Below are 23,148 nucleotides of genomic sequence, written 5' to 3'. Positions count from 1 at the left end.
AAAGATAGTGTCTTGACTTAAGCAACTAGGTTGCGGCGTATAAATGCTCGTTAACTTTCAGAACAGCCTAAAACAGGAGAAGGCTGCCTTTTGGGCAGCCTTCTCCTTTATATTAGAACAAGCTTATTTCTTGTCGTCTTTAACTTCTTCGAAGTCTACATCAGTAACGTTATCGCCACCTGGAGCTTGTTCGCCAGCCTGAGGACCGCCTTGTGGCTGTGATCCATCAGCACCTGCTTTGTACATCTCTTCAGATGCCTCGTTCCATGCAGCTTGAAGCGCAGCTTGAGCAGTATCGATGTCTGCAAAGTTTCTAGAAGCGTGTGCTTCCTTCAATTTTGTCAAACCTTCTTCGATAGGTGCTTTCTTTTCAGCAGAGATCTTCTCACCGAATTCTTTCAGTTGTTTCTCTGTAGAGAAGATTAGTGCATCAGCAGCATTGATTTTCTCTGCTTCTTCTTTAGCAGCTTTATCTGCATCAGCATTTGCTTCTGCTTCTTCTTTCATTCGTTTGATCTCTTCGTCAGTTAAGCCAGAAGATGCTTCAATACGAATTTTTTGCTCTTTACCAGTAGCTTTATCTTTCGCACTTACGTGTAAGATACCATTCGCGTCGATGTCGAAAGCAACTTCAACTTGAGGCACACCACGAGGTGCTGGTGGAATACCGTCTAAGATAAAACGACCAATTGTACGGTTTTGAGCAGCCATTGGACGCTCACCTTGTAAAATGTGGATCTCTACAGATGGTTGGTTATCAGCAGCAGTAGAGAAAGTCTCCGCTTTTTTAGAAGGGATGGTTGTGTTGGCCTCAATTAATTTCGTCATTACACCACCCATAGTTTCGATACCTAATGAAAGTGGGGTAACATCTAATAATAGTACATCTTTAACTTCACCAGTTAATACACCACCTTGGATAGCAGCACCGATTGCTACAACCTCATCAGGGTTTACACCTTTAGAAGGCTCTTTACCAAAGAAAGCTTTAACAGCATCCTGAATTGCAGGGATACGGGTTGAACCACCTACAAGGATAATTTCGTCGATATCAGAAGTCTTAAGACCAGCATTTCTCAATGCAGATTTACAAGGCTCAATGGTACGGTTAATCAGATCACTTGCCAATTGCTCAAATTTAGCACGGCTTAAAGTTCTAACTAAGTGTTTCGGGCCGGTTGCATCAGCAGTGATGTAAGGCAAGTTGATTTCAGTTGAAGTTGTGCTTGAAAGCTCAATTTTAGCTTTCTCAGCAGCTTCTTTCAAACGTTGAAGAGCCATTGGATCCTGGTGAAGGTCCATGCCATATTCGTTTTTGAATTCACCAGCTAACCATTCGATAATAATGTGGTCAAAGTCATCACCACCTAAGTGTGTATCACCGTCAGTAGATTTTACTTCAAATACGCCATCACCCAATTCCAATACGGAAACGTCATGTGTACCACCTCCACAGTCAAACACAACAATTTTCATGTCTTTGTGTGCTTTATCCAATCCGTAAGCTAAAGCTGCAGCGGTTGGCTCGTTGATGATACGTTTAACAGTTAAACCAGCAATCTCGCCAGCTTCTTTCGTAGCCTGACGTTGTGCATCGTTAAAATATGCAGGAACAGTAATAACTGCTTCTGTAACTTCGTGACCTAAAAAGTCTTCTGCTGTTTTTTTCATTTTCTGCAATACCATTGCAGAAAGCTCTTGCGGCGTGTATTTACGGTCATCAATTTCCACGCGTGGCGTGTTGTTTTCACCTTTTACAACGCTATAAGGTACACGACCAGCTTCCTTGCTCACTTCAGCAAAGCTGCTACCCATGAAACGTTTGATTGAAGAGATCGTTTTTGTAGGGTTAGTGATTGCCTGACGTTTTGCCGGCTCACCAACTTTGCGCTCACCATTCTCTGCAAATGCAACGATTGATGGTGTTGTACGCTTACCCTCACTGTTGGCTATAACTACAGGCTCGTTACCCTCCATTACGGCTACGCAAGAATTTGTTGTTCCTAAGTCTATACCAATAATTTTTCCCATTTTATTATTATTTTAATGTTTTACTAATTCGATATTTCCCTTTAAACAAGGGTTGTGCCAATCGTCATTTGGCAGTTATTGGCAAAAACTGAGGCACATAGCGGCCGAAAATGAAGGCTAGCACCGCTACCACAAATGCCAAATTGACATATTACCGATCCAAGCCGGTAAGTTTTTCCAGGTGGTGATATCCAATCCCAAAGAATTCCTTCGTTGCGCGAATTTTCTGCAGGATTTCAGCTTGCTCCCGCTCCCCCACCGTGCCTTTTGAACCAACAATCAGCACGTTTTTTGGCGTATGCTGATCTGAAATAAACTGCATCACCTTCGTTTGGTAGCCAAAGTATTCCATAATCAACGCACGAATGCCATCTGTGACCATCTCGGCTTGACGCTCCAGGAAAATGCCATGCCTTGTAATTAAGTCCAGTTCGTTAACTTTCTTCCCTTTGGTCATCTCGCGGCGGATTTGCTTATGGCAACATGGTGCAGTTACAATCAATTGCGCACCAGCCTGAATGCCTTTGTAAATAGCATCATCTGTAGCCGTATCACAGGCATGCAGTGCGATTAACATGTCCAGCCCGGCTGTGTCATAACCCTCAATACTGCCCTGCACGAAATCCAAACCGCTGAAGCCTGCGCTAGCAGCGATCTGATTACATAAAGTAACCAGGTCTTCCCGGTACTCCACGCCAGTAACTTGTACCGACTGCTGTAAGGTATTAGACAAATAATCATACAAGGCAAAGGTCAGATAGCCCTTACCAGATCCCATATCCGCTACGCGCTTAATGCTACCATTTGGTAGTGCGGTAATCATCGGACTTAAGATCTCTATGTATTGATTGATTTGTTTAAACTTATCCTGTGCATTTTTAAACACCTGACCTTCGGAATCTGTAAGTTTTAGATCAACCAGGTACTGCTTTCCGTTAGCATCAATCTTACGCGCCTTCTGCTTGTCGTGCGCGGCAATGGATACGCCAGCCATTGAAGCTGGCAACGACTTCAAGGTCCAGCCTTGACCGCGCCCTTGCAACACGTAATCTGCTTCAGCGCTGAACATAGTCGCGGCTTTAAAATCTTCCGCTACATGGGTACGCAGCATTGCGCGTCCTTCCACTACAGGGAAGTTCTTCACAATGTCACGGGTTTTGTACCGGTAGGTGAACGACAGCATAGCTGTGCGTTTGATCTCCACCAGGCGGACATATATGTTCTTGAGTTCCGGCTCCGCACCGATGTAGTTAGAGAAAGTAATTTTCTTGAAAGTGCCTGTGTCAAGCGCGGCATCAACTTTAGCCAGGAAAACGCCAGGCTGTGAAAGCTCCGTCATATGCTAAATCTTAAAAGGGGTAATGAAAAAAGCCCTGCTGATCAAATCAACAGGGCTCTTAATTAAAGTTTCTGAAAGCTTATGCTTCTTTAGCTTCTTCACCTTCTGCAGGTGCAGCAGCTTCTTCAGCTGGCGCTTCAGTGGTTGCTTCTTCAGAAGTAGCGGTTGTTTCAGCAGCAGGTGCATCAGCTTTTTTAGTTCTGCTTCTACCACGACGAGTGGTTTTCTTTTCTGCAGCGTCAGTATCTTTACCGTACACTTCGTTGTAATCAACCAATTCGATTAATGCCATCTCAGCATTATCACCCAAACGATTGTTAAGTTTGATAATTCTGGTGTAACCACCCGGACGGTTAGCAACCTTAGCAGCTACGTCACGGAATAATTCAGTTACAGTTTCTTTATCTTGTAAGTAACTAAAAACGATACGACGAGAGTGTGTAGTATCTGTTTTTGATTTGGTGATCATTGGCTCAACATACATACGCAATGCTTTAGCTTTTGCTAAAGTAGTGGTAATTCTTTTGTGCTTGATCAATGATGAAGCCATGTTGGCTAACATCGCCTTACGATGGGAATCTGTTCTTCCTAAGTGGTTAATTTTTTTACCGTGTCTCATTTTTGATTTTATTCAGTGCATACCGTCTCTTTACGAGGGAATTATGCACGATTAACAATAGTTATATTTGTTATTATTCTTCGTCTAACTTGAATTTAGACAGGTTCATTCCGAAAGACAAGCTCTTAGATTTAACCAGCTCCTGGATTTCAGTTAGTGATTTTTTACCGAAGTTTCTGAATTTTAACATGTCAGCAACATCGTAAGACACTAGGTCAGCTAAGGTACGGATATCCGCTGCTTTCAAGCAGTTTAATGCACGTACAGAAAGATCAAGATCAACAAGTTCAGTTTTAAGGATCTTACGCATGTGTAGGATTTCCTCATCAACTTCCTTCGTTTCTTCTTTCGCCTGCGACTCCAATACCAGGTTCTCATCAGAGAACAACATAAAGTGCTGGATAAGGATTTTAGCAGACTCTTTCAAAGCTTCTTCCGGGTGGATAGATCCATCGGTAGAAATCTCAAGGATTAATTTTTCGTAATCTGTTTTTTGTTCAACACGGTAGTTTTCAATCGTGTATTTTACATTTTTCATTGGGGTAAAGATCGAATCGATCGCGATTACGCCAACAACAGCATCACTAACTTTATTTTCTTCAGCAGGAACATAACCGCGGCCTTTATTGATGGTCAATTCCACCTCTAAAGTCACTGTTTTTTCCATATTGCAAATCACAAAATCCGGGTTTAAAACCTCAAAGTTGTTTGAGAATTTAGTAATGTCTCCTGCAAGAAACTGATCTTGACCATTTACAATGATGAATACCTTTTCAGCATCACCAGTGTCACCAACTTTTTTAAAACGAACTTGCTTTAAATTCAGGATGATTTCAGTCAAGTCTTCTACAACACCTTTCATGGTAGAAAATTCGTGAGAAACACCAGAAAAACGGATACTTGTAATTGCGAATCCCTCTAATGAAGAAAGTAAAATTCTTCTTAGGGCATTACCAATTGTTACACCGAAACCGGGCTCTAAAGGACGAAATTCAAATATGCCATCGAAATCAGTAGATTTCTGCATGATTACCTTATCGGGTTTCTGAAATGCTAAAATTGCCATTTATAATGTTTTTAGATCGTTTATTAAAAATTGTAACGCAAAAAAAACTAACCGCCCTTTGGTTAAAGGGCAGTTAGATTCAATTCATTACTTAGAGTACAACTCTACTATAAGGTTTTCTTTGATGTTTTCTGGGATCTCATCACGATTTGGATAAGCTAAAAACTTTCCAGACAATTCACTTGCGTTCCAGTCTAACCAATTGAATTTATTGATTACTCTTCCAGCAACGGAGTTCGTGATGGCTTCTAATGTCTTTGATTTCTCACGAACAGCAATTACATCACCGGCTTTCAATTGATAAGAAGGAATGTTTACCACTTCACCGTTCACTGTTACGTGTTTATGGCTAACTAACTGGCGTGCAGCTGAGCGGGTAGTTGCAATACCTAATCTATATACGGTATTATCTAAACGAGCTTCTAATAATTGTAATAAGTTGTCACCGGTAATACCCTGACGTGAAGATGCTTTGGTAAACAAGTTACGGAACTGACGCTCCAATACACCGTAAGTATATTTCACTTTCTGTTTTTCCATTAACTGAACAGCATATTCAGATTGTTTTCCTCTTCTTTTAGAAACGCCATGTTGGCCAGGAGGATAGTTTTTTCTGTCTAAAACTTTATCAGGGCCAAAAATAGGCTCTCTGAATTTACGCGCGATTTTGGACTTGGGTCCTGTATATCTTGCCATTTTTCTTTGTTTTAAAGTATCGTGCAACCTGTAGCTGCAGACTCTTAGCTTTAAAAATTATAAATTAAACTCTTCTTTTCTTAGGTGGACGACATCCATTGTGTGGAAGCGGGGTGATATCCTTAATCGAAGTCACTTCGATACCTGCAATTTGTAATGTTCTGATTGCTGATTCACGACCAGATCCAGGACCTTTTACAAATACTTCAACCTTACGTAAACCTAAATCATATGCTACCTTACCACAGTCTGATGCTGCCTGACCTGCTGCATATGGAGTGTTCTTTTTAGAACCCTTGAAGCCCATTTTACCTGCAGAAGACCATGAGATGGTCTGACCGTTGTTGTTTGTTAGGGTAACAATGATATTGTTAAAAGTCGCATTGATGTGTGCCTGACCAACAGGCTCAATTACAACAATACGCTTTTTAGTTACTTTTTTACTCTTAGCCATAATTATTGTTTGATACTAATTTTATTTAGTAGCTTTTTTCTTGTTAGCAACTGTTTTTCTCTTGCCCTTACGAGTTCTGGAGTTGTTCTTAGTACGTTGTCCACGAACCGGCAAACCTTTTCTGTGACGCAAGCCACGGTAGCAACCGATATCCATTAAACGTTTAATGTTCAACTGAACCTCTGAACGTAAAGCACCTTCAACTTTAATTCCGTCGTTGATGATTGTACGAATCGCTGATAATTCTTCATCAGACCAATCTTGTACTTTTTTGCTAAAATCGATGCCTGCTTCCGTTAAAATACGTTGAGCAGTAGATCTGCCTACACCGAAGATGTATGTTAGACCGATTTCGCCTCTCTTGTTTCTTGGTAAATCAATACCTGATATCCTTGCCATATTTGTACTAAATGTTTGATTATTTGATTAAATGACAGATTGAATAACCTGTTCATCCAATCCAATCACACTTAAATAATTTCTTAACCTTGACGCTGCTTGAACTTAGGGTTCTTTTTGTTGATTACGTAAAGTTTACCCTTACGACGTATAATTTTGCAATCAGCGCTACGCTTTTTAATTGATGACCTAACTTTCATTTTATTTATATCTATAAGTAATCCTGCCCTTCGATAAGTCGTAAGGCGACATCTCTAATTTAACTTTATCCCCTGGTAATATCTTGATGTAGTGCATCCGCATCTTACCAGAAATGTGAGCAATGATCTCATGTCCGTTTTCCAGTTCTACCCGGAACATGGCGTTCGATAGTGCTTCCCTTATTACTCCGTCTTGTTCAATTGAGGCTTGTTTAGCCATATATTATTGATTTTTACTTAATTAGCTGCTATTAAACAGGGTTGCAAAATTAATTAAAATAATTTAATTATTTATGCTTTTTCTCCAAAACTTCTTCAATCAATGAAAAGGTGGATAAAACATCTGCTTTCCCCTTTTTAACCGCTATCGTATGTTCAAAGTGTGCAGATGGTTTATTATCCTTACTGGTAACCGTCCAGCCATCAGACCAAAATTTAACACCCGCAGTGCCGGCGTTAATCATGGGCTCTATCGCTAGCACCATCCCCTCTTCTAACTTGATACCGCGGCCCCTTTGTCCGTAGTTCGGTACTTCCGGTTTTTCATGCAGCTTAACGCCAACACCATGTCCAACCAGTTCTCTTACTACTCCAAAGCCGTTGTCTTCAGCAATCTTTTGAATGGCATAACCCACATCTCCAATCCGGGAACCGGAAACTGCTTTCTCTATCCCTGCAACCAGGCAGGCCTTGGTAACGTCAACCAACTTCTGGCGCTCTGCATCAATTTCTCCAATGGAGAACGTATAAGCAGAATCACCGAAATAGTTGTTCTTGATTACACCGCAGTCTACCGAGATTAAATCGCCTTCCTGAATAACGTAATCACTCGGGAAGCCATGAACAACTTGTTCATTCGGCGAAATACATAAAGCGTATGGGAAGCCATTATAGTTCAGGAATGCCGGAACGGCACCCTGATCTTTAATAAAAGTCTCAGCAAGTTTGTTTAAGCTCATGGTCGTAATTCCCGGGCCGATAACTTTGGCCACTTCTGCAAGTGTCTTAGACACCAACATGGAACTCTCCCGAATCAACTCAACTTCTTCTGCTGATTTATAATAAATTTTTGACATGACTTATATCACGGCATTACTACCGGTAGCAGCAGGAATCCCTGTACGACCAGTCACCCTGCCGGTTTTCATCAATCCATCGTAATGACGCATCAATAAATAACTTTCAATTTGCTGAAGCGTATCTAGTACAACACCAACAAGAATCAAAAGCGAGGTACCACCGTAGAAATGTGCAAACTCAGATTTGATACCGAATTTAACAGCAATCGCAGGTAGGATCGCAATGATCGCCAGGAAGATTGATCCTGGGAAAGTGATCTTAGAAATAACATCATCAATAAAAGATGAAGTTGCAAGTCCTGGTTTAACGCTTGGTATAAAACCACCGTTCTTCTTCATGTCATCTGCCATTTGCGTAGGGTTTACGGTAATTGCAGTGTAGAAGAAAGTAAAGGCAATAATTAAGAAAGCAAATGTTAAGCAGTACGTAAGTGAAGTATAGTCACTGAACTGGATTAACCAGGTGTTTTGCAATGAAGGAAAAAATGATGTGAGCGTCATCGGAATAAACATCAACGCTTGCGCGAAGATGATTGGCATAACACCAGCTGCATTAACCTTTAAAGGAATGTACTGTCTTACACCACCAAACTGTCTGTTACCAACAATACGTTTTGCGTATTGAACAGGCACTTTGCGCACACCCTGAACAATCAGGATGGTGAACATAACCACTGCAAATAAAGCAACGATTTCAAGTACCAGACCGATCAGTCCGCCTTCACCTACAAATCTAGAGCTAATCTCTTGTTGTAAAGCGATAGGCAAACGTGCGATGATACCAACCATAATGATCAGTGATACACCGTTTCCGATACCTTTATCCGTGATTTTTTCACCAAGCCACATCACGAACAAAGTACCTGCAGCAAGCACGAACGTAGACAATACGTAAAATAACGTACGGTCGATCATGATCGCCTCCACAGGAACCTGTGTTTTGATGTAACCGATAGCCTGAACAGCAGTGATTGCAACAGTCAGATATCTGGTAATTTGGTTAAGCTTATTTCTGCCGCTCTCGCCTTCTTTCTGCATTTTCTGGAAAGAAGGAACAGCAATACCGAGTAACTGAACTACAATAGACGCTGAAATATATGGCATTACACCAAGGGCTAAAACAGATACGCGGGAGAAAGATCCTCCAGCAAACATGTCTATCAAACCTAACAGGCCAGATTGTTCATTCGTGTCTAACGCAGTTGGATCGACACCCGGAAGAACCACATGTGATACAAATCTATAGACCAAAAGAATGATGAGCGTAAAAACGATACGCTCTCTCAATTCTTCTATTTTCCAGATATTACTTAAAGTAGTAAACAGCTTCTTCATTAATTACAGTTTTTCAATTGAGCCACCAACAGCTTCAATAGCTTTTTGCGCTGAAGCAGAAAAAGCATGTGCTTTAACTTCGATTTTCGATTTAACCTCACCACGACCTAATACTTTCACTAGATCATTTTTAGATGCTAAACCATGTTCCTGGAAGTCAGCAAATGTAACGGTTGTTAAATTGAATTTTTCAGCAAGTTCTTGGATCACGTCTAAGTTAACGCCAACGTATTCTACGCGGTTAATTGGCTTGAAACCAACTTTAGGCACACGACGTTGCAAAGGCATTTGACCACCTTCAAATCCGATTTTGTTTTTGTGACCTGAACGGGAACCAGCACCTTTATGACCACGGGTAGATGTTCCACCACGACCTGAACCAGTACCACGACCAATTCTTTTGCTGTTTTTGATTGAACCTGATGCAGGTTTTAAATTACTTAAGTTCATTTTGAGAAACTCATTGTGTTGCCCTTCGCTTTCACTAATCAGGGACAACGGTTAAAAAATAGACAGAGGTTGCAAATGTAGAATTATATTCCGCATTTACAACCGCCATTAAATTAGATTTGCTCGATAGCAACCAGGTGGTTTACTTTACGAATCATACCAATGATGGCATTGTTCGCTTCAACTTCCACAGACTTGTTCATTTTAGTTAAACCTAAAGCCTGCATGGTTCTTTTCTGGCGTTCGCTTCTATCGATAACGCTTTTAATCTGGGTTATTTTAATCCTAGCCATAATGTTATCCGTTAAAAACTTTGTTTAAATCAACACCACGTTGTTGAGCGACGGTATAAGCATCACGCATTTTAGTCAAAGCATCTACTGTTGCTTTTACCACGTTGTGTGGATTAGATGAACCTTTTGATTTTGCAAGTACGTTATGTACACCAGCACTTTCCAATACTGCACGCATTGCACCACCAGCAATTACACCGGTACCAACTGCAGCTGGTTTGATTAATACGAAACCACCAGAAAACTTACCGATTTGCTCATGAGGAACGGTTCCGTTCAACAATGGAACTTTAACCAGGTTCTTCTTAGCGTCATCGATACCTTTAGCGATAGCTTCAGTAACCTCTTTCGCTTTACCAAGACCGTAACCTACGATACCGTTTTCATCACCTACCACTACGATAGCGGAAAAGCTGAAAGTACGACCACCTTTGGTTACTTTGGCAACACGTTGTATACTAACTAAACGATCTTTTAACTCGATCTCGCTAGTCTTAACTCTTTTTATATTGATAGTTGACATTCTTCTCTATTTATCAGATTAAAATTCTAGACCAGCTTCACGTGCACCTTCAGCCAATGATTTAACACGACCGTGGTATAAATAGCCATTTCTATCGAAAACAACTTGTTTTACGCCAGCTGCGATAGCTTTCTCTGCGATTAATTTACCTACAGCTACAGATTGCTCTGACTTGTTTCCGGTACCAGTAAAATCTTTAGATAAAGAAGATGCTGAAACTAATGTAGTTCCGGTTACGTCGTTAATGATTTGAGCATAAATCCCTTTATTGCTTCTGTAAACTGATAAACGTGGACGGTTGTCAGAACCTGTAAGTCTTTTTCTGATTCCTTTTTTTATACGATCTCTACGAGATAATTTTTTCCCTGCCATGATGATTATTTTTTAGAAGCTGATTTACCTGCTTTTCTTCTTAACACTTCGCCTACAAACTTGATACCTTTACCTTTATAAGGCTCTGGTGCACGTAATGAGCGGATTTTTGCTGCTACCTGACCAATAAGTTGTTTGTCGATACTCTCTAAAATGATTTTAGGAGTCTGTCCTTTCTCCGAAGATGTTGTTACTTTAATTTCTTCCGGTAACTGGAACACATAGTGGTGAGAGAATCCTAAAACAAGATCCAGAGTATTTCCTGTATTGGTTGCGCGGTAACCCACACCAACCAATTCTTGTTGTAGCTTGTAACCTTCAGTAACACCAATAACCATATTGTTTAACAATGAACGGTATAAGCCGTGCAATGCTTTGTGTCTTTTTTGTTCAGTAGGACGTTGTACTGTAAGTACGCCATCTTCTAAATTAACAGTGATATCTGAATCAACTGCTTGAGTTAACTGTCCTTTTGGACCTGCAACTGTTACAACGTTATCCTTAGATACGGTAATGGTTACTCCAGCAGGAACATTAATTGGGGCTTTTCCTATTCTTGACATTTTGTTATCCTCCTTTAATTAATAAACGTGACACAAAACTTCGCCACCAATGTTAAGTTTAGCTGCTTCTTTATCTGTCATAACTCCTTTTGAAGTAGACAAGATTGCGATACCTAAACCGTTTAATACTCTTGGCATATTTCCTACGCCAGCATATTGCCTTAAACCTGGTTTGCTAATACGCATCAAAGTGCGGATTGCAGGAACTTTAGTAATCGGGTTGTACTTCAAAGCAATTTTGATGGTGCCTTGTGCAGTAGTGTCCTCGAATTTGTAGTTGGCAATGTAACCTTTGTCAAAAAGTACTTTTGTCATTTCCTTTTTAAGGTTCGATGCAGGAATCTCAACAATTCTGTGATTTGCCTTGATGGCATTTCTTACTCTTGTAAGATAATCTGCTATTGGATCTGTATTCATTTTGATATGATTGTGACAGCGGTTTCCTTCCCGATCCATTCGGGACGACCTTCCATCGGTTAATATTCTTTTTAACGCAAATACATTAGAAGTCCTGCGCCTGGCAGATCTTCTAATGTATCACTGGATATTCTTACCAGCTCGCTTTTCTTACTCCCGGAATCTTACCAGCTAAAGCCATTTCGCGGAACGTAACCCTGGAAATTCCAAAGGTACGCATGTAACCACGTGGGCGGCCGGTTAATTTACAACGGTTGTGTAAACGAACAGGAGATGAATTTTTAGGTAACTTATCAAGTCCTTCGAAGTCACCTGCAGCTTTTAATTCTGCACGTTTATCTGCGTACTTAGCCACCAATCTTTGGCGCTTAACTTCGCGTGCTTTTACACCTTCTCTTGCCATTACTGATTTGTTGGGGTTTGATTTTTAAATGGTAATCCAAATTGTTTTAAAAGTTCCAATGCTTCAACATCGTTGGTAGCGGTTGTTACAAATGTAATATCCATACCTAAAATCTTGCTGATCTTATCGATATTGATCTCCGGGAAGATGATTTGCTCAGTTACACCTAAAGTGTAATTGCCTTTACCATCAAAACCTTTGTCATTGATACCTTTAAAGTCACGGATACGCGGCAAAGCTACGGAAATTAAACGATCTAAAAACTCATACATGTTGTTATCACGTAAAGTTACACGTACACCTACCGGCATACCTTTACGTAATTTAAAGTTTGAGATATCTTTTTTAGATTTCGCACCTACAGCCTGCTGACCAGAAATGGTTGACATCTCTAAAATAGAACTGTCCATAATCTTCTTGTCAGTTACAGAAAAACGGCCAACACCCTGGTTGATAGCGATTTTCTCTAATTTAGGAACCTGCATTACGCTCTTGTAATTAAACTTATCTTTAAGGTTATTTACAATCTCCTCTTTATATTTACTTTTTAATCTTGGTACGTAAGCCATTATTTGATCTCCTCTCCTGATTTTTTAGCAACCCTAACTAATTTCCCATCAGCGTTTAGCTTTCTGCCAACGCGGGTAGTTTCACCAGATTTTGGATCAACTAACATCACGTTAGAAATGTGAAGAGCAGCTTCTTTTTTAATGATACCACCATTTGGAGTAGCAGCATTTGGTTTTGTATGTTTTGAAACAAGGTTAATGCCTTCTACCAATACTCTGTTTTTATCAGTTTGTACCGCTAGTACGTTACCTTGCTGGCCTTTTGAATCGCCGGCTATAACCTTTACTAAATCTCCTTTACGGATCTTTATTTTTGGTGTCGTTACTTTATTTTTCATATTATAATACCTCCGGTGCTAATGATACAATTTTCATGAATTGTTTTTCACGCAGTTCTCTTGCTACCGGGCCGAAAATACGAGTACCGCGCGGCTCATCTTGTGCATTCAATAATACTGCTGCATTGTCGTCGAAACGGATGTAAGAACCATCTTTACGTCTAATCTCTTTCTTTGTTCTTACAACAACTGCTTTAGAAACTGTTCCTTTCTTAATGTTTCCAGAAGGTAACGCGCTTTTCACGGTAACAACGATCTTGTCACCAATAGAAGCATATCGCTTTCCAGTACCACCAAGTACACGGATAACCAATACTTCTTTTGCGCCGCTATTATCGGCTACGTTTAATCTTGATTCCTGTTGTACCATGTTATTTAGCCCTTTCTAAAATTTCCACTAATCTCCAGTTCTTGTTCTTACTCAGCGGACGAGTCTCCATGATCAGTACTGTATCTCCAATACCGCAATCGTTTTTCTCGTCATGAGCCATAAATTTGGTAGTTTTCTTTACGAACTTACCATAGATCGGGTGTTTCACTTTACGCTCTACTGCTACCACAACAGATTTATCCATCTTGTTGCTTACCACTAACCCGGTTCTTGTTTTTCTTAATTGTCTTTCCATTTCGACTCTAAAGTTATTTAGTTTCACTAGCAGACACAGCCTTACGCTTAGTCAGTTCAGTATTTAATTGGGCAATATTCCTTCTTACCTTTGTGATGCGGGAAGGATTTTCGATAGCCGAAATAGTATGCGCAAACTTTAACTTAACTAAGTTTTCTTTTTCTTCTGCAATCCTGGCTACTAGTTCTTCCTGTGAAAGCCCTGTGATTTCTGAGTTCTTCATTTTATTAATTTTAATGTGTTGGGTCTAGAGGTTATAATAACAAGTTACTTACAACATGCAACCCAATACTTTTTTATGCTTCTACGTAATCTCTACGTACTACAAATTTTGTCTGGATTGGTAATTTTTGAGCGGCTAATCTCATGGCTTCTTTGGCAACTTCCAAAGGTACACCTTCTGCTTCAAAAATAATACGTCCGGGTCTAACAACAGCTACCCAGTATTCAGGAGCACCTTTACCTTTACCCATACGTACTTCAGCTGGTTTCTTAGTTACCGGTTTGTCCGGGAAAATTCTAATCCACACCTGGCCTTCACGTTTCATGAAACGAGTTACCGCGATACGGGCTGCCTCTATCTGACGACTGGTAATCCAGGTCGACTCTAAAGATTTGATCCCGAAAGACCCGAATGATAGTTCAGCTCCACGTGTCGCTAAACCTTTCATTCTGCCTTTTTGCATCTTTCTGAACTTCGTTCTTTTTGGCTGTAACATTTTATCTTAATATTATCGTAAAACGATTTGTTAACTAATTATTTACGAGGACCTCTGTTAGGAGTATTTCCGCCTCTGTTATCTCTTCCTGCTCCAGGACCACCTTGACCAGGGCCTCTGCCGCCGCCACGATTCGCGCCACCGCGGTTATCGTTACGTCTTTCGCCGCCGCCTCTGTTGTCTCTGTCTCTGCCGCCACCGAATGCACCTTCAGGTCTGCCACCTTTACCAGGAGCATTGCTTGTTGCACCAATGTTCGGAGAAAGGTCACGCTTACCGTAAACCTCGCCTTTGCAGATCCAAACCTTAACACCTATTTTACCATAAGTAGTTAACGCTTCAGCCAATGCATAGTCGATGTCTGCGCGGAAAGTATGCAAAGGAATTCTTCCTTCTTTATACTGCTCGCTACGTGCCATCTCTGCACCACCTAAACGACCTGAAGTCATGATTTTGATACCTTCAGCGCCCATACGCATCGTTGATGCGATGGTAGATTTCATTGCTCTACGGAAAGAGATCCTTGCCTCTAATTGTTTAGCAACGCCTTCTGCCACTAATTGTGCATCTAGCTCAGGACGTTTGATTTCGAAAATGTTGATCTGAATCTCCTTTTTAGTAAGTTGTTTCAGCTCTTCTTTAATCTTGTCAACTTCTTGTCCTGCTTTACCAATAACGATACCCGGACGGGCAGTGTGAATGGTAACCGTGATGCGCTTTAATGTACGCTCGATAACAACTTTCGCCACGCCGCCTTTAGCGATACGAGCAGAAAGGTATTTTCTTATTTTCTCGTCCTCAACTAATTTATCAGCATAGTTGTTGCCACCGAACCAGTTAGAATCCCAACCTTTGATGATTCCTAACCTGTTACCTATTGGATGTGCTTTTTGTCCCATTTCTGTTAATTAGTTTGAGTTTCAACGATTTTACTATCTACTACCAAAGTTACGTGGTTCGAACGCTTGCGAATTCTGAAACCGCGGCCTTGAGGTGCCGGTCTTAAGCGTTTAAGCTGACGGCCACCACCAACCATGATGGTCTTAACATATAGTTGGTTTTCTTCAGGACGAGAACCTTCATTTTTAGTTTCCCAGTTCTTGATAGCGGATAACAAAAGTTTCTCAACTTTTTGTGCTGCTTCTTTATTGGTAAATTTCAAAATATGTAATGCTTTCTCTACACGCTCGCCTCTGATAAGATCTACAACCAAACGCATTTTACGCGGTGAGGTTGGACAATTGTTTAATTTCGCTACTGCTTCCATCTCTTAATTATTTTCTTTTTTCAGAGTGACCCCTAAATGTTCTGGTCGGAGCAAACTCTCCCAGTTTGTGACCAACCATGTTTTCTGTTACGTATACCGGTATAAATTTATTACCGTTATGCACTGCAAATGTATGACCCACGAAATCTGGTGAGATCATTGATCTGCGTGACCAAGTTTTGATTACAGACCTTTTGCCTGAATCATTCATAGAGACTACTTTACGCTCTACGTTATGGTCAATATAAGGTCCTTTTTTAATTGAACGAGCCATTATTTTTTCCTTTTCTCTATGATGAAACGATTTGAGTATTTTTTAAGTGTACGGGTCTTGAAGCCTTTGGCATACATACCATTTCTTGACCTCGGCTGACCACCTGATGAACGACCTTCACCACCACCCATTGGGTGATCGACAGGGTTCATGGCTACCGGACGTGTTCTAGGACGAATACCTAACCAACGTTTACGACCTGCCTTACCTAATACTTCATTTGCATGATCAGAGTTGGAAACTGCGCCAATCGTTGCCAAGCAAGTAACCAAGATTAATCTGGTCTCCCCTGAAGGCATTTTCAAAGTTGCATATTTACCATCACGTGCAGCTAATTGTGCATAAGCACCTGCACTACGTGCTAACTGTGCTCCACGGCCTGGGTGAATCTCTACGTTGTGTACAATAGATCCCAATGGAATACTGCCCAACTTCAATGTGTTCCCTACCTCTGGAGTAGCTGTTTCTCCCGAAACTACTGTTTGTCCTACTTGCAATCCCTCAGGTGCAATAATGTAACGCTTCTCACCATCCACATAATGTAATAATGCAATACGTGCGGTACGGTTTGGATCGTATTCAACAGTAGCTACTGTTGCAGGAATATCAAACTTATCACGTTTGAAGTCAATCAAACGGTAAGATTTCTTGTGACCACCGCCTAAATAGCGCATCGTCATCTTTCCTGTGTTATTACGTCCTCCCGATTTCTTAGAAGATACAACCAATGATTTTTCGGGCTTGGTTGCTGTAATCTCCGAAAAGCTTGCACCTACTCTAAAGCGGGTACCCGGAGTAACTGGTTTAAATTTTCTTAAGCCCATAGTTATAAATTATTCAATTCTGATTAAATATTCGAGTAATAATCAATTGTCTCTCCGTCTTTCAACGTTACAACTGCTTTCTTGTATTTTGGGCTACGACCCGAAACTAAACCACCTTTAGTGTTTCTGGACTTTAGTTTTCCGTTAACAACCATTGTATTAATGGCTACAACGTTAACACCGTACATCTTCTCTACAGCTGCTTTAATCTGCAATTTGTTTGCTTTGTGTTCTACCTTGAAAGTAAAGCGGTTAGACTTTTCTGTCAACGCAGAAGCTTTTTCGGTTAATATTGGTTTCTTTAAAAATTCCATATTATTTGGCAAATGCCTCCTCCAATGTTTTAACAGAATCCGCAGTTAACAAAAGCTTGCCACAGTTTAACACATCATAAGTGTTCAACTGATCTGCAGTAGTAACTTTCACTTTCTGAATGTTTCTGCTTGATAAATAGATATTGTTGTTCTGTGAAGGTAAAACCAGCAATGTTTTCTCGTTAGTCAAGCTTAACGCGTTAACCAAGTTGATGTAGTTTTTAGTTTTGATTGTGTCGAAAGTGAAATCTTCCAATACAACAACATTGTTGTCTTGTGCTTTGTAAGACAATGCTGACTTACGTGCAAGAGATTTTAATTTCTTGTTCAATTTAAAACTGTAATCACGTGGTTGAGGACCAAACACACGACCACCACCATTAAACAAAGGTGATTTAATACTACCAGCACGAGCGCCACCAGTACCTTTTTGTTTGTATAGCTTACGGGTAGAACCTGCAATCTCATTACGTTGTTTAGACTTGTGCGTGCCTTGGCGCTGATTTGCCAGGTATTGCTTTACATCTAAATAAATAGCATGATCAACAGGTGATATGCCAAAAACCGACTCAGGAAGTTGCACTGTGGCACCTGTTTCTTGTCCTGAAATGTTTAATACTTTAACTTCCATCTGCTTACTTATCTAAGATTACGTAAGAACCCTTAGCTCCTGGTACGGAACCACTAACTACAACAAGATTTTGATCAGCATAAACTTTCAAAACCTGTAAGTTCTGAACCTTTACTCTGTCGCCACCCATTCTTCCCGCCATACGCATACCTTTAAATACACGAGCTGGATAAGACGCAGCACCCAATGAACCCGGTGCACGCATTCTGTTGTGCTGACCGTGAGTCTGACCACCAACACCACCGAAACCATGACGTTTTACAACACCCTGGAAACCTTTACCTTTTGAAGTACCAACAACATCAACAAAATCACCCTCGTTGAAAATCGTAACATCAACCGTATCTCCAAGAGCTACGCTCTCTTCAAATGGATCAAATTCTACTAATTTACGTTTTGGGGTGGTGTTTGCTTTTGCAAAGTGGCCTTTCAAAGGCTGGGTAGTGTTTTTAGCTTTGGCTTCGTCGAAACCTAACTGAACTGAAACGTAACCGTCGTTCTCCACGGTCTTTACCTGTGTTACTACACAAGGCCCAGCTTCGATTACCGTACAAGGAATGTTTCTTCCTTCGGCATCGAAAATGCTGGTCATTCCTACTTTTTTTCCAATAATACCTGACATTTTCTTTTTTAAATTTTAACACCCATCGAAGCAGTAGGGCTTCGTTCAAGGTGGATACAATCCCCGTTTAAGGGAGGGCAAAAATACGAAAGTATTATTAATATTCAAACAGTTAGCTTATTTATTTTTCAAATAAGTACCATTATTTTCAGGAAGTTGCGTGTAGAACTGAAGTAACTTGCGATTGAAGCACTTACACCCCTTTAACCCGCCAGCTTGTTGCTTAAGCTGAACAAAATGATGCTTAAAATCATCAATCCAATCAACACATACAGGTAATCGCGCTCTATAAAAAAGCTGATTACCGCTAAAATCACCCTGGAGATGGGTGTGAAAATGAGCAGTAAAATGCCCAGTTGAATAATGGCTTTGCCATTTAAATCAAGGATGCCAGCCCAGATGCTGGCCAGGGAAAAGAAGCCCGCATCGTCCATAATGAACTCGCTGTAATCCGCTTTTTGCTGACCAAAGCCAATCAGATAGATAACCCCGCCAACAAAAACGACCGTCATGGATAACAGCACCCCAATCCGGAGCAAGTTGCCCATGATGAGCTGCATGTCTCTATCCTTCGCCCTATGTTTCTGCTGTAACTCCACCTTTATCCTTTTATCCCGTTATAAATCATTTGTAATGCCAGGAAAGTTACGACACCTGCGAACAGCATCTTCAGCTTCTCTGGTTTCGACTTGATCAGGATCTTCGATCCCGCTCTCGCACCAATCAATACGCCTAAACAAACCGGCATGGCAATCCCCGGGTCAATCTGCCCCCGGTGCAGGTACACCACAGCACTTGCCGCTGCCGTTACCCCCATCATGAAATTACTGGTGGTGGTCGACACCTTAAATGGTATACGCATGATGTTATCCATCGCAAGCACCTTCAATGCACCCGAACCAATCCCCAATAAACCCGAGGCAACACCGGCCACGGCCATCATCAAAAAGCCGCCCGCAACATTGTGCACTGCATAAGGCTGCTCACCAGTTGCGGTGGGATAACTTCCGTTCAGCTTGAAGTAGTTCGCAAGCTTTCCGGATGTATCGGTATCTGAATGGTCTACTTTCTTACGCAACATCATCGCAGCGGAAAACAAGAGGATACCACCAAAGATGACCGATATGTAATTGGGATTGATGTAGACTGCAACCACGGCACCAAAAATCGCACTGATCGTGGTGGCAATTTCCAGAAACATACCGATACGGATATTGGTGATCCCTTCTTTAACATAGGCTGCCGCCGAACCTGAAGAGGTGGCGATAACGGATACGATAGAAGCGCCGATTGCATAGTGTATATCTACCCCAAGAACAAGGGTTAGCAATGGAATGATGATCACCCCGCCACCCAGGCCTGTCAGCGAGCCAACCAGGCCGGCCATGAAAGCACCAAGCAGTATTACCAGGGTAAATAAGAGAATCGACATTGGCGCAAAGATAACATCTATGCCCCAAACACAATAAAATTAAAATATTAATGTTAAATTAGAAGAACCAGACCTATGAGAAAATTTATACCCCTCTTTATCGCCGTTTTATTTTTTGCATTAAACACAAACCCTGTCGCTGCACAGCAGACCGCAAAAGATAGCGTGAATACCGACCCCAGCCTACGCGGCCAGTATCAAAGCATCCTGTCGAAAAGCAAGAACCTGAACGGATTTAAGGTGGTCAATCCTGCCCGCCTCAACACCTTCTGGAAAAATGTAAACGATACGCTTCGTACGGAGCGCCGGCAGTTACCGGCCTTGAGAAAGCAAATCGCTGAAGAACAGAAAAGCATTGCAGATCTGAAAGCGCAGCTTAGCGGAAAAGAAAGTGCCTTAAACAGCAGCAATCAAAGACTGGATGAAATAACCTTTATGGGCATATCCTTTTCTAAGGGTACCTATAATACTATGGTGTGGACCATCATCCTTGTGCTTGCCCTGGCACTGGTCATCATCATCCTTCGCTCCGCGAAATTATTGCATGAAGCCAAATACCGGAGTAGCCTTTATGAGGAGATCTCTGCCGAGTACCAGAGTTATAAGGTTAAGGCAAATGAAAAAGAGAAGAAGCTTGCACGAGAGCTGCAGGATGAGCGGAATAAGTTAGACGACTACAAGAGCAGGGGCTACTAACCCTTGTTATCCGGCAACAACCCCTAAGCTGTATTATAAAAAAGAATAGGTCCCTGCAAATTGCAGGGACCTATTCTTTTTTGAAGTACTTATATCAATTAAACTTTGATCTCAACTTCAACACCGCTAGGCAATTCAAGTTTCATCAAGGCATCAACTGTTTTCGAGTTGGAGCTATAAATATCTAACAAACGTTTGTAAGCACACAATTGGAATTGCTCTCTTGCTTTTTTGTTCACGTGTGGTGAACGTAAAACAGTAAAGATTTTCTTTTCTGTAGGCAATGGAATTGGACCACTAACTACTGCGCCTGTAGGCTTAACAGTCTTAACGATTTTCTCAGCAGATTTATCTACCAAGTTGTAATCGTAAGATTTTAATTTAATTCTGATTCTTTGGCTCATGATATGTTTATTTAAAGCCGACTGTTAGAGCTATTAATAACAGTCGGCCGGTTTGTTTTATTATTCTCCGGATTTAACCTTGCCTTTTGCTTTAGCAATTACTTCATCCTGAACGTTTCTTGGAGCTGGTTCGTAGTGATCAAACTCCATAGTAGATGTTGCACGACCTGAAGTGATGGTACGTAACTGCGTTACATAACCGAACATTTCTGAAAGTGGTACAAGGGCTTTAATAACTTGTGAACCATTACGAGTGTCCATACCTTGCAGTTGGCCACGACGACGGTTTAAGTCACCCATTACATCACCCATGTTTTCTTCTGGAGTCAATACTTCAATTTTCATGATTGGCTCCATCAACACAGGCTTACATTTCGGCAATGCCTCACGGAATGCAGAACGCGCTGCAATCTCGAAAGATAAAGCATCTGAATCGACTGCGTGGAATGAACCATCAATCAAACGAACTTTCATATCAGGAAGCGGGAAACCTGCAAGCACACCATTTGACATGGCAGCAGCAAATCCTTTTTCTACTGAAGGGATAAATTCACGAGGGATTGAACCACCTACAATTTCGTTTACGAACTGAAGACCACCTTTTTCGAAATCTGCATCAATTGGTGAAATAACAACCTGGATATCCGCGAATTTACCACGACCACCAGTTTGTTTTTTGTATGTTTCACGGTGTTGAGCAGTACCAGTGATGGCTTCTTTGTAAGCAACTTGTGGCGCACCTTGATTAACCTCTACTTTAAACTCACGTTTTAAGCGGTCGATCAAAATATCTAAGTGAAGCTCACCCATACCAGAGATTACAGTTTGGCCAGTTTCCTGATCTGTTTGTACTCTGAAGGTAGGATCTTCTTCAGCTAATTTCGCTAAGCCCATACCTAGTTTATCAACGTCAGCCTGCGTTTTAGGCTCGATCGCTAAACCGATTACCGGCTCAGGGAAGTTCATTGATTCCAGGATGATTGGGTTTTTCTCATCGCAAAGGGTATCTCCAGTTTTGATGTCTTTGAAACCAACTACCGCAGCAATATCACCAGCACCTACGTTAGGGATTGGGTTTTGCTTGTTTGCGTGCATTTGGAAGATACGGGAAATACGCTCTTTACTTTCAGAACGTGCATTGTACACGTATGAACCAGCTTCAAGGTTACCTGAATAAACGCGGATAAAGCATAGACGACCTACGAAAGGATCTGTCGCAATTTTAAATGCTAAAGCTGCAAAAGGCTCTTTTTCGCTTGGCTGACGTAAAATCTCTTCACCAGTGTTTGGATTGGTACCAGTAATGCCTTCAACGTCCATAGGCGATGGCAATAATTCCATCACATAATCAAGCATGGTTTGAACACCTTTGTTTTTGAAAGATGAACCACATACCATAGGTACAATTTTAGCGTCCAATACTGCTGCACGTAAAGCGTCTAAAACTTCACGTTCCGTGATTGTATCAGGAGCATCGAAGAATTTCTCCATCAATGACTCATCATAATCTGCTACAGATTCAAGCAATTTCTCTCTCCATTCTGCAACATCATCAATCATATCATCAGGAATTGGCACTTCAGTAAAGGTCATACCTTTATCATGTTCATTCCAAACGATACCACGGTTGTTAATTAAATCAACAACACCTTTGAAGCTGTCTTCAGAACCGATAGGTAATTGCAATGGAACTGCATTACTACCTAACATGTTTTTAACCTGTCCAACAACTTTAAGGAAGTCAGCACCAGAACGGTCCATTTTGTTAACGAAACCAATACGTGGTACATTGTAGTTGTTTGCTAAGCGCCAGTTGGTTTCAGATTGAGGCTCAACACCATCAACTGCTGAAAACAAGAACACCAATCCGTCAAGTACACGTAATGAACGATTTACCTCTACGGTAAAATCCACGTGACCCGGGGTATCAATTACGTTGACATGGTATTTCTGGCCTCTGTAGTTCCAATTAACTGTTGTAGCAGCAGAAGTAATGGTAATACCACGCTCCTGCTCTTGTGCCATCCAGTCCATGGTTGCTGCACCTTCGTGCACTTCACCAATTTTGTGACTAACACCTGCATAATAAAGGATACGCTCGGTTGTTGTGGTTTTACCCGCATCAATGTGAGCTGCAATACCAATATTTCTTGTGTATTTTAAATCTCTTGACATTTTGTTATTAATGTAATA

36 protein-coding genes are annotated in these 23,148 nt (G+C 41.1%); 1 reads left to right on the top strand and 35 read right to left on the bottom strand.

The window, feature by feature from the left end:
• Positions 1 to 123: 123 nt before the first annotated feature.
• From dnaK to IEW69_RS07320, 33 genes are all read right to left on the bottom strand, one after another.
• Positions 124 to 2,031, bottom strand: coding sequence for a molecular chaperone DnaK (dnaK, locus tag IEW69_RS07480; protein WP_188626212.1), 1,908 nt, complete (start codon positions 2,029 to 2,031; stop codon positions 124 to 126).
• Between the two features lie 151 nt (positions 2,032 to 2,182).
• Positions 2,183 to 3,370, bottom strand: a complete 1,188-nt coding sequence (locus IEW69_RS07475) for a class I SAM-dependent methyltransferase (RefSeq protein WP_188626211.1) — start codon at positions 3,368 to 3,370, stop codon at positions 2,183 to 2,185.
• Positions 3,371 to 3,449: 79 nt separating this feature from the next.
• Positions 3,450 to 3,989: a 50S ribosomal protein L17 gene (gene rplQ, locus IEW69_RS07470; protein ID WP_188626210.1), complete on the bottom strand. Its 540-nt coding sequence runs from the start codon at positions 3,987 to 3,989 to the stop codon at positions 3,450 to 3,452.
• A gap of 73 nt (positions 3,990 to 4,062) precedes the next feature.
• On the bottom strand, positions 4,063 to 5,055 hold the full coding sequence (locus IEW69_RS07465) for a DNA-directed RNA polymerase subunit alpha (RefSeq protein WP_188626209.1): 993 nt from the start codon (positions 5,053 to 5,055) through the stop codon (positions 4,063 to 4,065).
• Between the two features lie 87 nt (positions 5,056 to 5,142).
• On the bottom strand, positions 5,143 to 5,751 hold the full coding sequence (gene rpsD / locus IEW69_RS07460; protein ID WP_188626208.1) for a 30S ribosomal protein S4: 609 nt from the start codon (positions 5,749 to 5,751) through the stop codon (positions 5,143 to 5,145).
• A 64-nt stretch (positions 5,752 to 5,815) separates the two neighbouring features.
• On the bottom strand, positions 5,816 to 6,205 hold the full coding sequence (gene rpsK, locus IEW69_RS07455; RefSeq protein WP_188626207.1) for a 30S ribosomal protein S11: 390 nt from the start codon (positions 6,203 to 6,205) through the stop codon (positions 5,816 to 5,818).
• 21 nt (positions 6,206 to 6,226) lie between these two features.
• Positions 6,227 to 6,604 carry a 30S ribosomal protein S13 gene (gene rpsM, locus IEW69_RS07450; RefSeq protein ID WP_068403475.1) on the bottom strand — a complete coding sequence of 126 codons (378 nt, stop codon included), beginning with the start codon at positions 6,602 to 6,604 and terminating at the stop codon, positions 6,227 to 6,229.
• Positions 6,605 to 6,687: 83 nt separating this feature from the next.
• Positions 6,688 to 6,804, bottom strand: a complete 117-nt coding sequence (ykgO, locus tag IEW69_RS07445; protein WP_082434884.1) for a type B 50S ribosomal protein L36 — start codon at positions 6,802 to 6,804, stop codon at positions 6,688 to 6,690.
• 1 nt (position 6,805) lies between these two features.
• Positions 6,806 to 7,024, bottom strand: coding sequence for a translation initiation factor IF-1 (gene infA / locus IEW69_RS07440; RefSeq protein WP_008244555.1), 219 nt, complete (start codon positions 7,022 to 7,024; stop codon positions 6,806 to 6,808).
• Between the two features lie 67 nt (positions 7,025 to 7,091).
• Positions 7,092 to 7,880, bottom strand: a complete 789-nt coding sequence (gene map / locus IEW69_RS07435; RefSeq protein ID WP_188626206.1) for a type I methionyl aminopeptidase — start codon at positions 7,878 to 7,880, stop codon at positions 7,092 to 7,094.
• Between the two features lie 3 nt (positions 7,881 to 7,883).
• Entirely contained in the window at positions 7,884 to 9,218 is a 1,335-nt protein-coding gene (gene secY / locus IEW69_RS07430) for a preprotein translocase subunit SecY (RefSeq protein WP_188626205.1), read from the bottom strand.
• A gap of 3 nt (positions 9,219 to 9,221) precedes the next feature.
• A complete protein-coding gene (gene rplO, locus IEW69_RS07425) occupies positions 9,222 to 9,668 on the bottom strand; it encodes a 50S ribosomal protein L15 (RefSeq protein ID WP_188626204.1) in 447 nt (148 codons plus the stop codon).
• 113 nt (positions 9,669 to 9,781) lie between these two features.
• Positions 9,782 to 9,961, bottom strand: a complete 180-nt coding sequence (gene rpmD / locus IEW69_RS07420) for a 50S ribosomal protein L30 (RefSeq protein ID WP_188626203.1) — start codon at positions 9,959 to 9,961, stop codon at positions 9,782 to 9,784.
• A gap of 4 nt (positions 9,962 to 9,965) precedes the next feature.
• Positions 9,966 to 10,484 carry a 30S ribosomal protein S5 gene (gene rpsE, locus IEW69_RS07415; RefSeq protein ID WP_008244566.1) on the bottom strand — a complete coding sequence of 173 codons (519 nt, stop codon included), beginning with the start codon at positions 10,482 to 10,484 and terminating at the stop codon, positions 9,966 to 9,968.
• A gap of 18 nt (positions 10,485 to 10,502) precedes the next feature.
• Positions 10,503 to 10,856: a 50S ribosomal protein L18 gene (rplR, locus tag IEW69_RS07410; protein ID WP_188626202.1), complete on the bottom strand. Its 354-nt coding sequence runs from the start codon at positions 10,854 to 10,856 to the stop codon at positions 10,503 to 10,505.
• 5 nt (positions 10,857 to 10,861) lie between these two features.
• A complete protein-coding gene (gene rplF, locus IEW69_RS07405; protein ID WP_188626201.1) occupies positions 10,862 to 11,419 on the bottom strand; it encodes a 50S ribosomal protein L6 in 558 nt (185 codons plus the stop codon).
• Between the two features lie 18 nt (positions 11,420 to 11,437).
• A complete protein-coding gene (gene rpsH, locus IEW69_RS07400; RefSeq protein WP_188626200.1) occupies positions 11,438 to 11,836 on the bottom strand; it encodes a 30S ribosomal protein S8 in 399 nt (132 codons plus the stop codon).
• A gap of 133 nt (positions 11,837 to 11,969) precedes the next feature.
• Entirely contained in the window at positions 11,970 to 12,239 is a 270-nt protein-coding gene (gene rpsN / locus IEW69_RS07395; RefSeq protein ID WP_188626199.1) for a 30S ribosomal protein S14, read from the bottom strand.
• Complete coding sequence (gene rplE, locus IEW69_RS07390; protein WP_188626198.1) at positions 12,239 to 12,808, bottom strand: 50S ribosomal protein L5; 570 nt, start codon at positions 12,806 to 12,808, stop codon at positions 12,239 to 12,241. Before rplE ends, rpsN begins: the two co-directional genes overlap by 1 nt.
• Positions 12,808 to 13,146 (bottom strand): 50S ribosomal protein L24, encoded by a 339-nt coding sequence (rplX, locus tag IEW69_RS07385; RefSeq protein ID WP_229663551.1) that lies wholly within the window; start codon positions 13,144 to 13,146, stop codon positions 12,808 to 12,810. The genes rplE and rplX overlap by 1 nt, the downstream gene beginning before the upstream one ends.
• A gap of 1 nt (position 13,147) precedes the next feature.
• Positions 13,148 to 13,516, bottom strand: a complete 369-nt coding sequence (gene rplN, locus IEW69_RS07380) for a 50S ribosomal protein L14 (protein WP_008244575.1) — start codon at positions 13,514 to 13,516, stop codon at positions 13,148 to 13,150.
• 1 nt (position 13,517) lies between these two features.
• On the bottom strand, positions 13,518 to 13,772 hold the full coding sequence (rpsQ, locus tag IEW69_RS07375; RefSeq protein WP_037442595.1) for a 30S ribosomal protein S17: 255 nt from the start codon (positions 13,770 to 13,772) through the stop codon (positions 13,518 to 13,520).
• Between the two features lie 13 nt (positions 13,773 to 13,785).
• Positions 13,786 to 13,995, bottom strand: coding sequence for a 50S ribosomal protein L29 (gene rpmC / locus IEW69_RS07370; RefSeq protein WP_188626197.1), 210 nt, complete (start codon positions 13,993 to 13,995; stop codon positions 13,786 to 13,788).
• Positions 13,996 to 14,068: 73 nt separating this feature from the next.
• Positions 14,069 to 14,491, bottom strand: coding sequence for a 50S ribosomal protein L16 (gene rplP / locus IEW69_RS07365; protein ID WP_048907441.1), 423 nt, complete (start codon positions 14,489 to 14,491; stop codon positions 14,069 to 14,071).
• Positions 14,492 to 14,529: 38 nt separating this feature from the next.
• A complete protein-coding gene (rpsC, locus tag IEW69_RS07360) occupies positions 14,530 to 15,390 on the bottom strand; it encodes a 30S ribosomal protein S3 (RefSeq protein WP_188626196.1) in 861 nt (286 codons plus the stop codon).
• A gap of 5 nt (positions 15,391 to 15,395) precedes the next feature.
• Positions 15,396 to 15,758, bottom strand: coding sequence for a 50S ribosomal protein L22 (gene rplV, locus IEW69_RS07355; protein ID WP_188626195.1), 363 nt, complete (start codon positions 15,756 to 15,758; stop codon positions 15,396 to 15,398).
• Between the two features lie 7 nt (positions 15,759 to 15,765).
• Entirely contained in the window at positions 15,766 to 16,032 is a 267-nt protein-coding gene (gene rpsS / locus IEW69_RS07350) for a 30S ribosomal protein S19 (protein WP_188626194.1), read from the bottom strand.
• Positions 16,032 to 16,856 carry a 50S ribosomal protein L2 gene (gene rplB, locus IEW69_RS07345; RefSeq protein ID WP_188626193.1) on the bottom strand — a complete coding sequence of 275 codons (825 nt, stop codon included), beginning with the start codon at positions 16,854 to 16,856 and terminating at the stop codon, positions 16,032 to 16,034. Before rplB ends, rpsS begins: the two co-directional genes overlap by 1 nt.
• Positions 16,857 to 16,879: 23 nt before the next feature.
• The gene (gene rplW, locus IEW69_RS07340; protein ID WP_188626192.1) at positions 16,880 to 17,170 is read right to left on the bottom strand and encodes a 50S ribosomal protein L23; all 291 of its coding nucleotides are present in this window, start codon (positions 17,168 to 17,170) and stop codon (positions 16,880 to 16,882) included.
• Position 17,171: 1 nt separating this feature from the next.
• Positions 17,172 to 17,801: a 50S ribosomal protein L4 gene (gene rplD, locus IEW69_RS07335; RefSeq protein ID WP_188626191.1), complete on the bottom strand. Its 630-nt coding sequence runs from the start codon at positions 17,799 to 17,801 to the stop codon at positions 17,172 to 17,174.
• A 4-nt stretch (positions 17,802 to 17,805) separates the two neighbouring features.
• Positions 17,806 to 18,423, bottom strand: coding sequence for a 50S ribosomal protein L3 (gene rplC, locus IEW69_RS07330; protein WP_188626190.1), 618 nt, complete (start codon positions 18,421 to 18,423; stop codon positions 17,806 to 17,808).
• A 203-nt stretch (positions 18,424 to 18,626) separates the two neighbouring features.
• Complete coding sequence (locus IEW69_RS07325) at positions 18,627 to 19,022, bottom strand: DUF1634 domain-containing protein (RefSeq protein WP_229663550.1); 396 nt, start codon at positions 19,020 to 19,022, stop codon at positions 18,627 to 18,629.
• 2 nt (positions 19,023 to 19,024) lie between these two features.
• A complete protein-coding gene (locus tag IEW69_RS07320; RefSeq protein ID WP_188626189.1) occupies positions 19,025 to 19,855 on the bottom strand; it encodes a sulfite exporter TauE/SafE family protein in 831 nt (276 codons plus the stop codon).
• A gap of 75 nt (positions 19,856 to 19,930) precedes the next feature.
• Between IEW69_RS07320 and IEW69_RS07315 the strand changes: the two genes are divergently transcribed.
• Complete coding sequence (locus tag IEW69_RS07315) at positions 19,931 to 20,551, top strand: hypothetical protein (RefSeq protein WP_188626188.1); 621 nt, start codon at positions 19,931 to 19,933, stop codon at positions 20,549 to 20,551.
• A gap of 98 nt (positions 20,552 to 20,649) precedes the next feature.
• On the opposite strand, the gene rpsJ is transcribed toward IEW69_RS07315, so the two are convergent.
• A complete protein-coding gene (rpsJ, locus tag IEW69_RS07310) occupies positions 20,650 to 20,955 on the bottom strand; it encodes a 30S ribosomal protein S10 (RefSeq protein WP_008244591.1) in 306 nt (101 codons plus the stop codon).
• Between the two features lie 60 nt (positions 20,956 to 21,015).
• The gene (fusA, locus tag IEW69_RS07305; protein ID WP_188626187.1) at positions 21,016 to 23,130 is read right to left on the bottom strand and encodes an elongation factor G; all 2,115 of its coding nucleotides are present in this window, start codon (positions 23,128 to 23,130) and stop codon (positions 21,016 to 21,018) included.
• Between the last annotated feature and the right edge of the window lie 18 nt (positions 23,131 to 23,148).

Origin of the sequence: Pedobacter quisquiliarum (assembly GCF_014642175.1) — a bacterium.
Lineage (GTDB): Bacteria > Bacteroidota > Bacteroidia > Sphingobacteriales > Sphingobacteriaceae > Pedobacter > Pedobacter quisquiliarum.
Note: the sequence above shows the minus strand (reverse complement) of the source record. Positions and strands in the feature narration are given on the sequence as shown.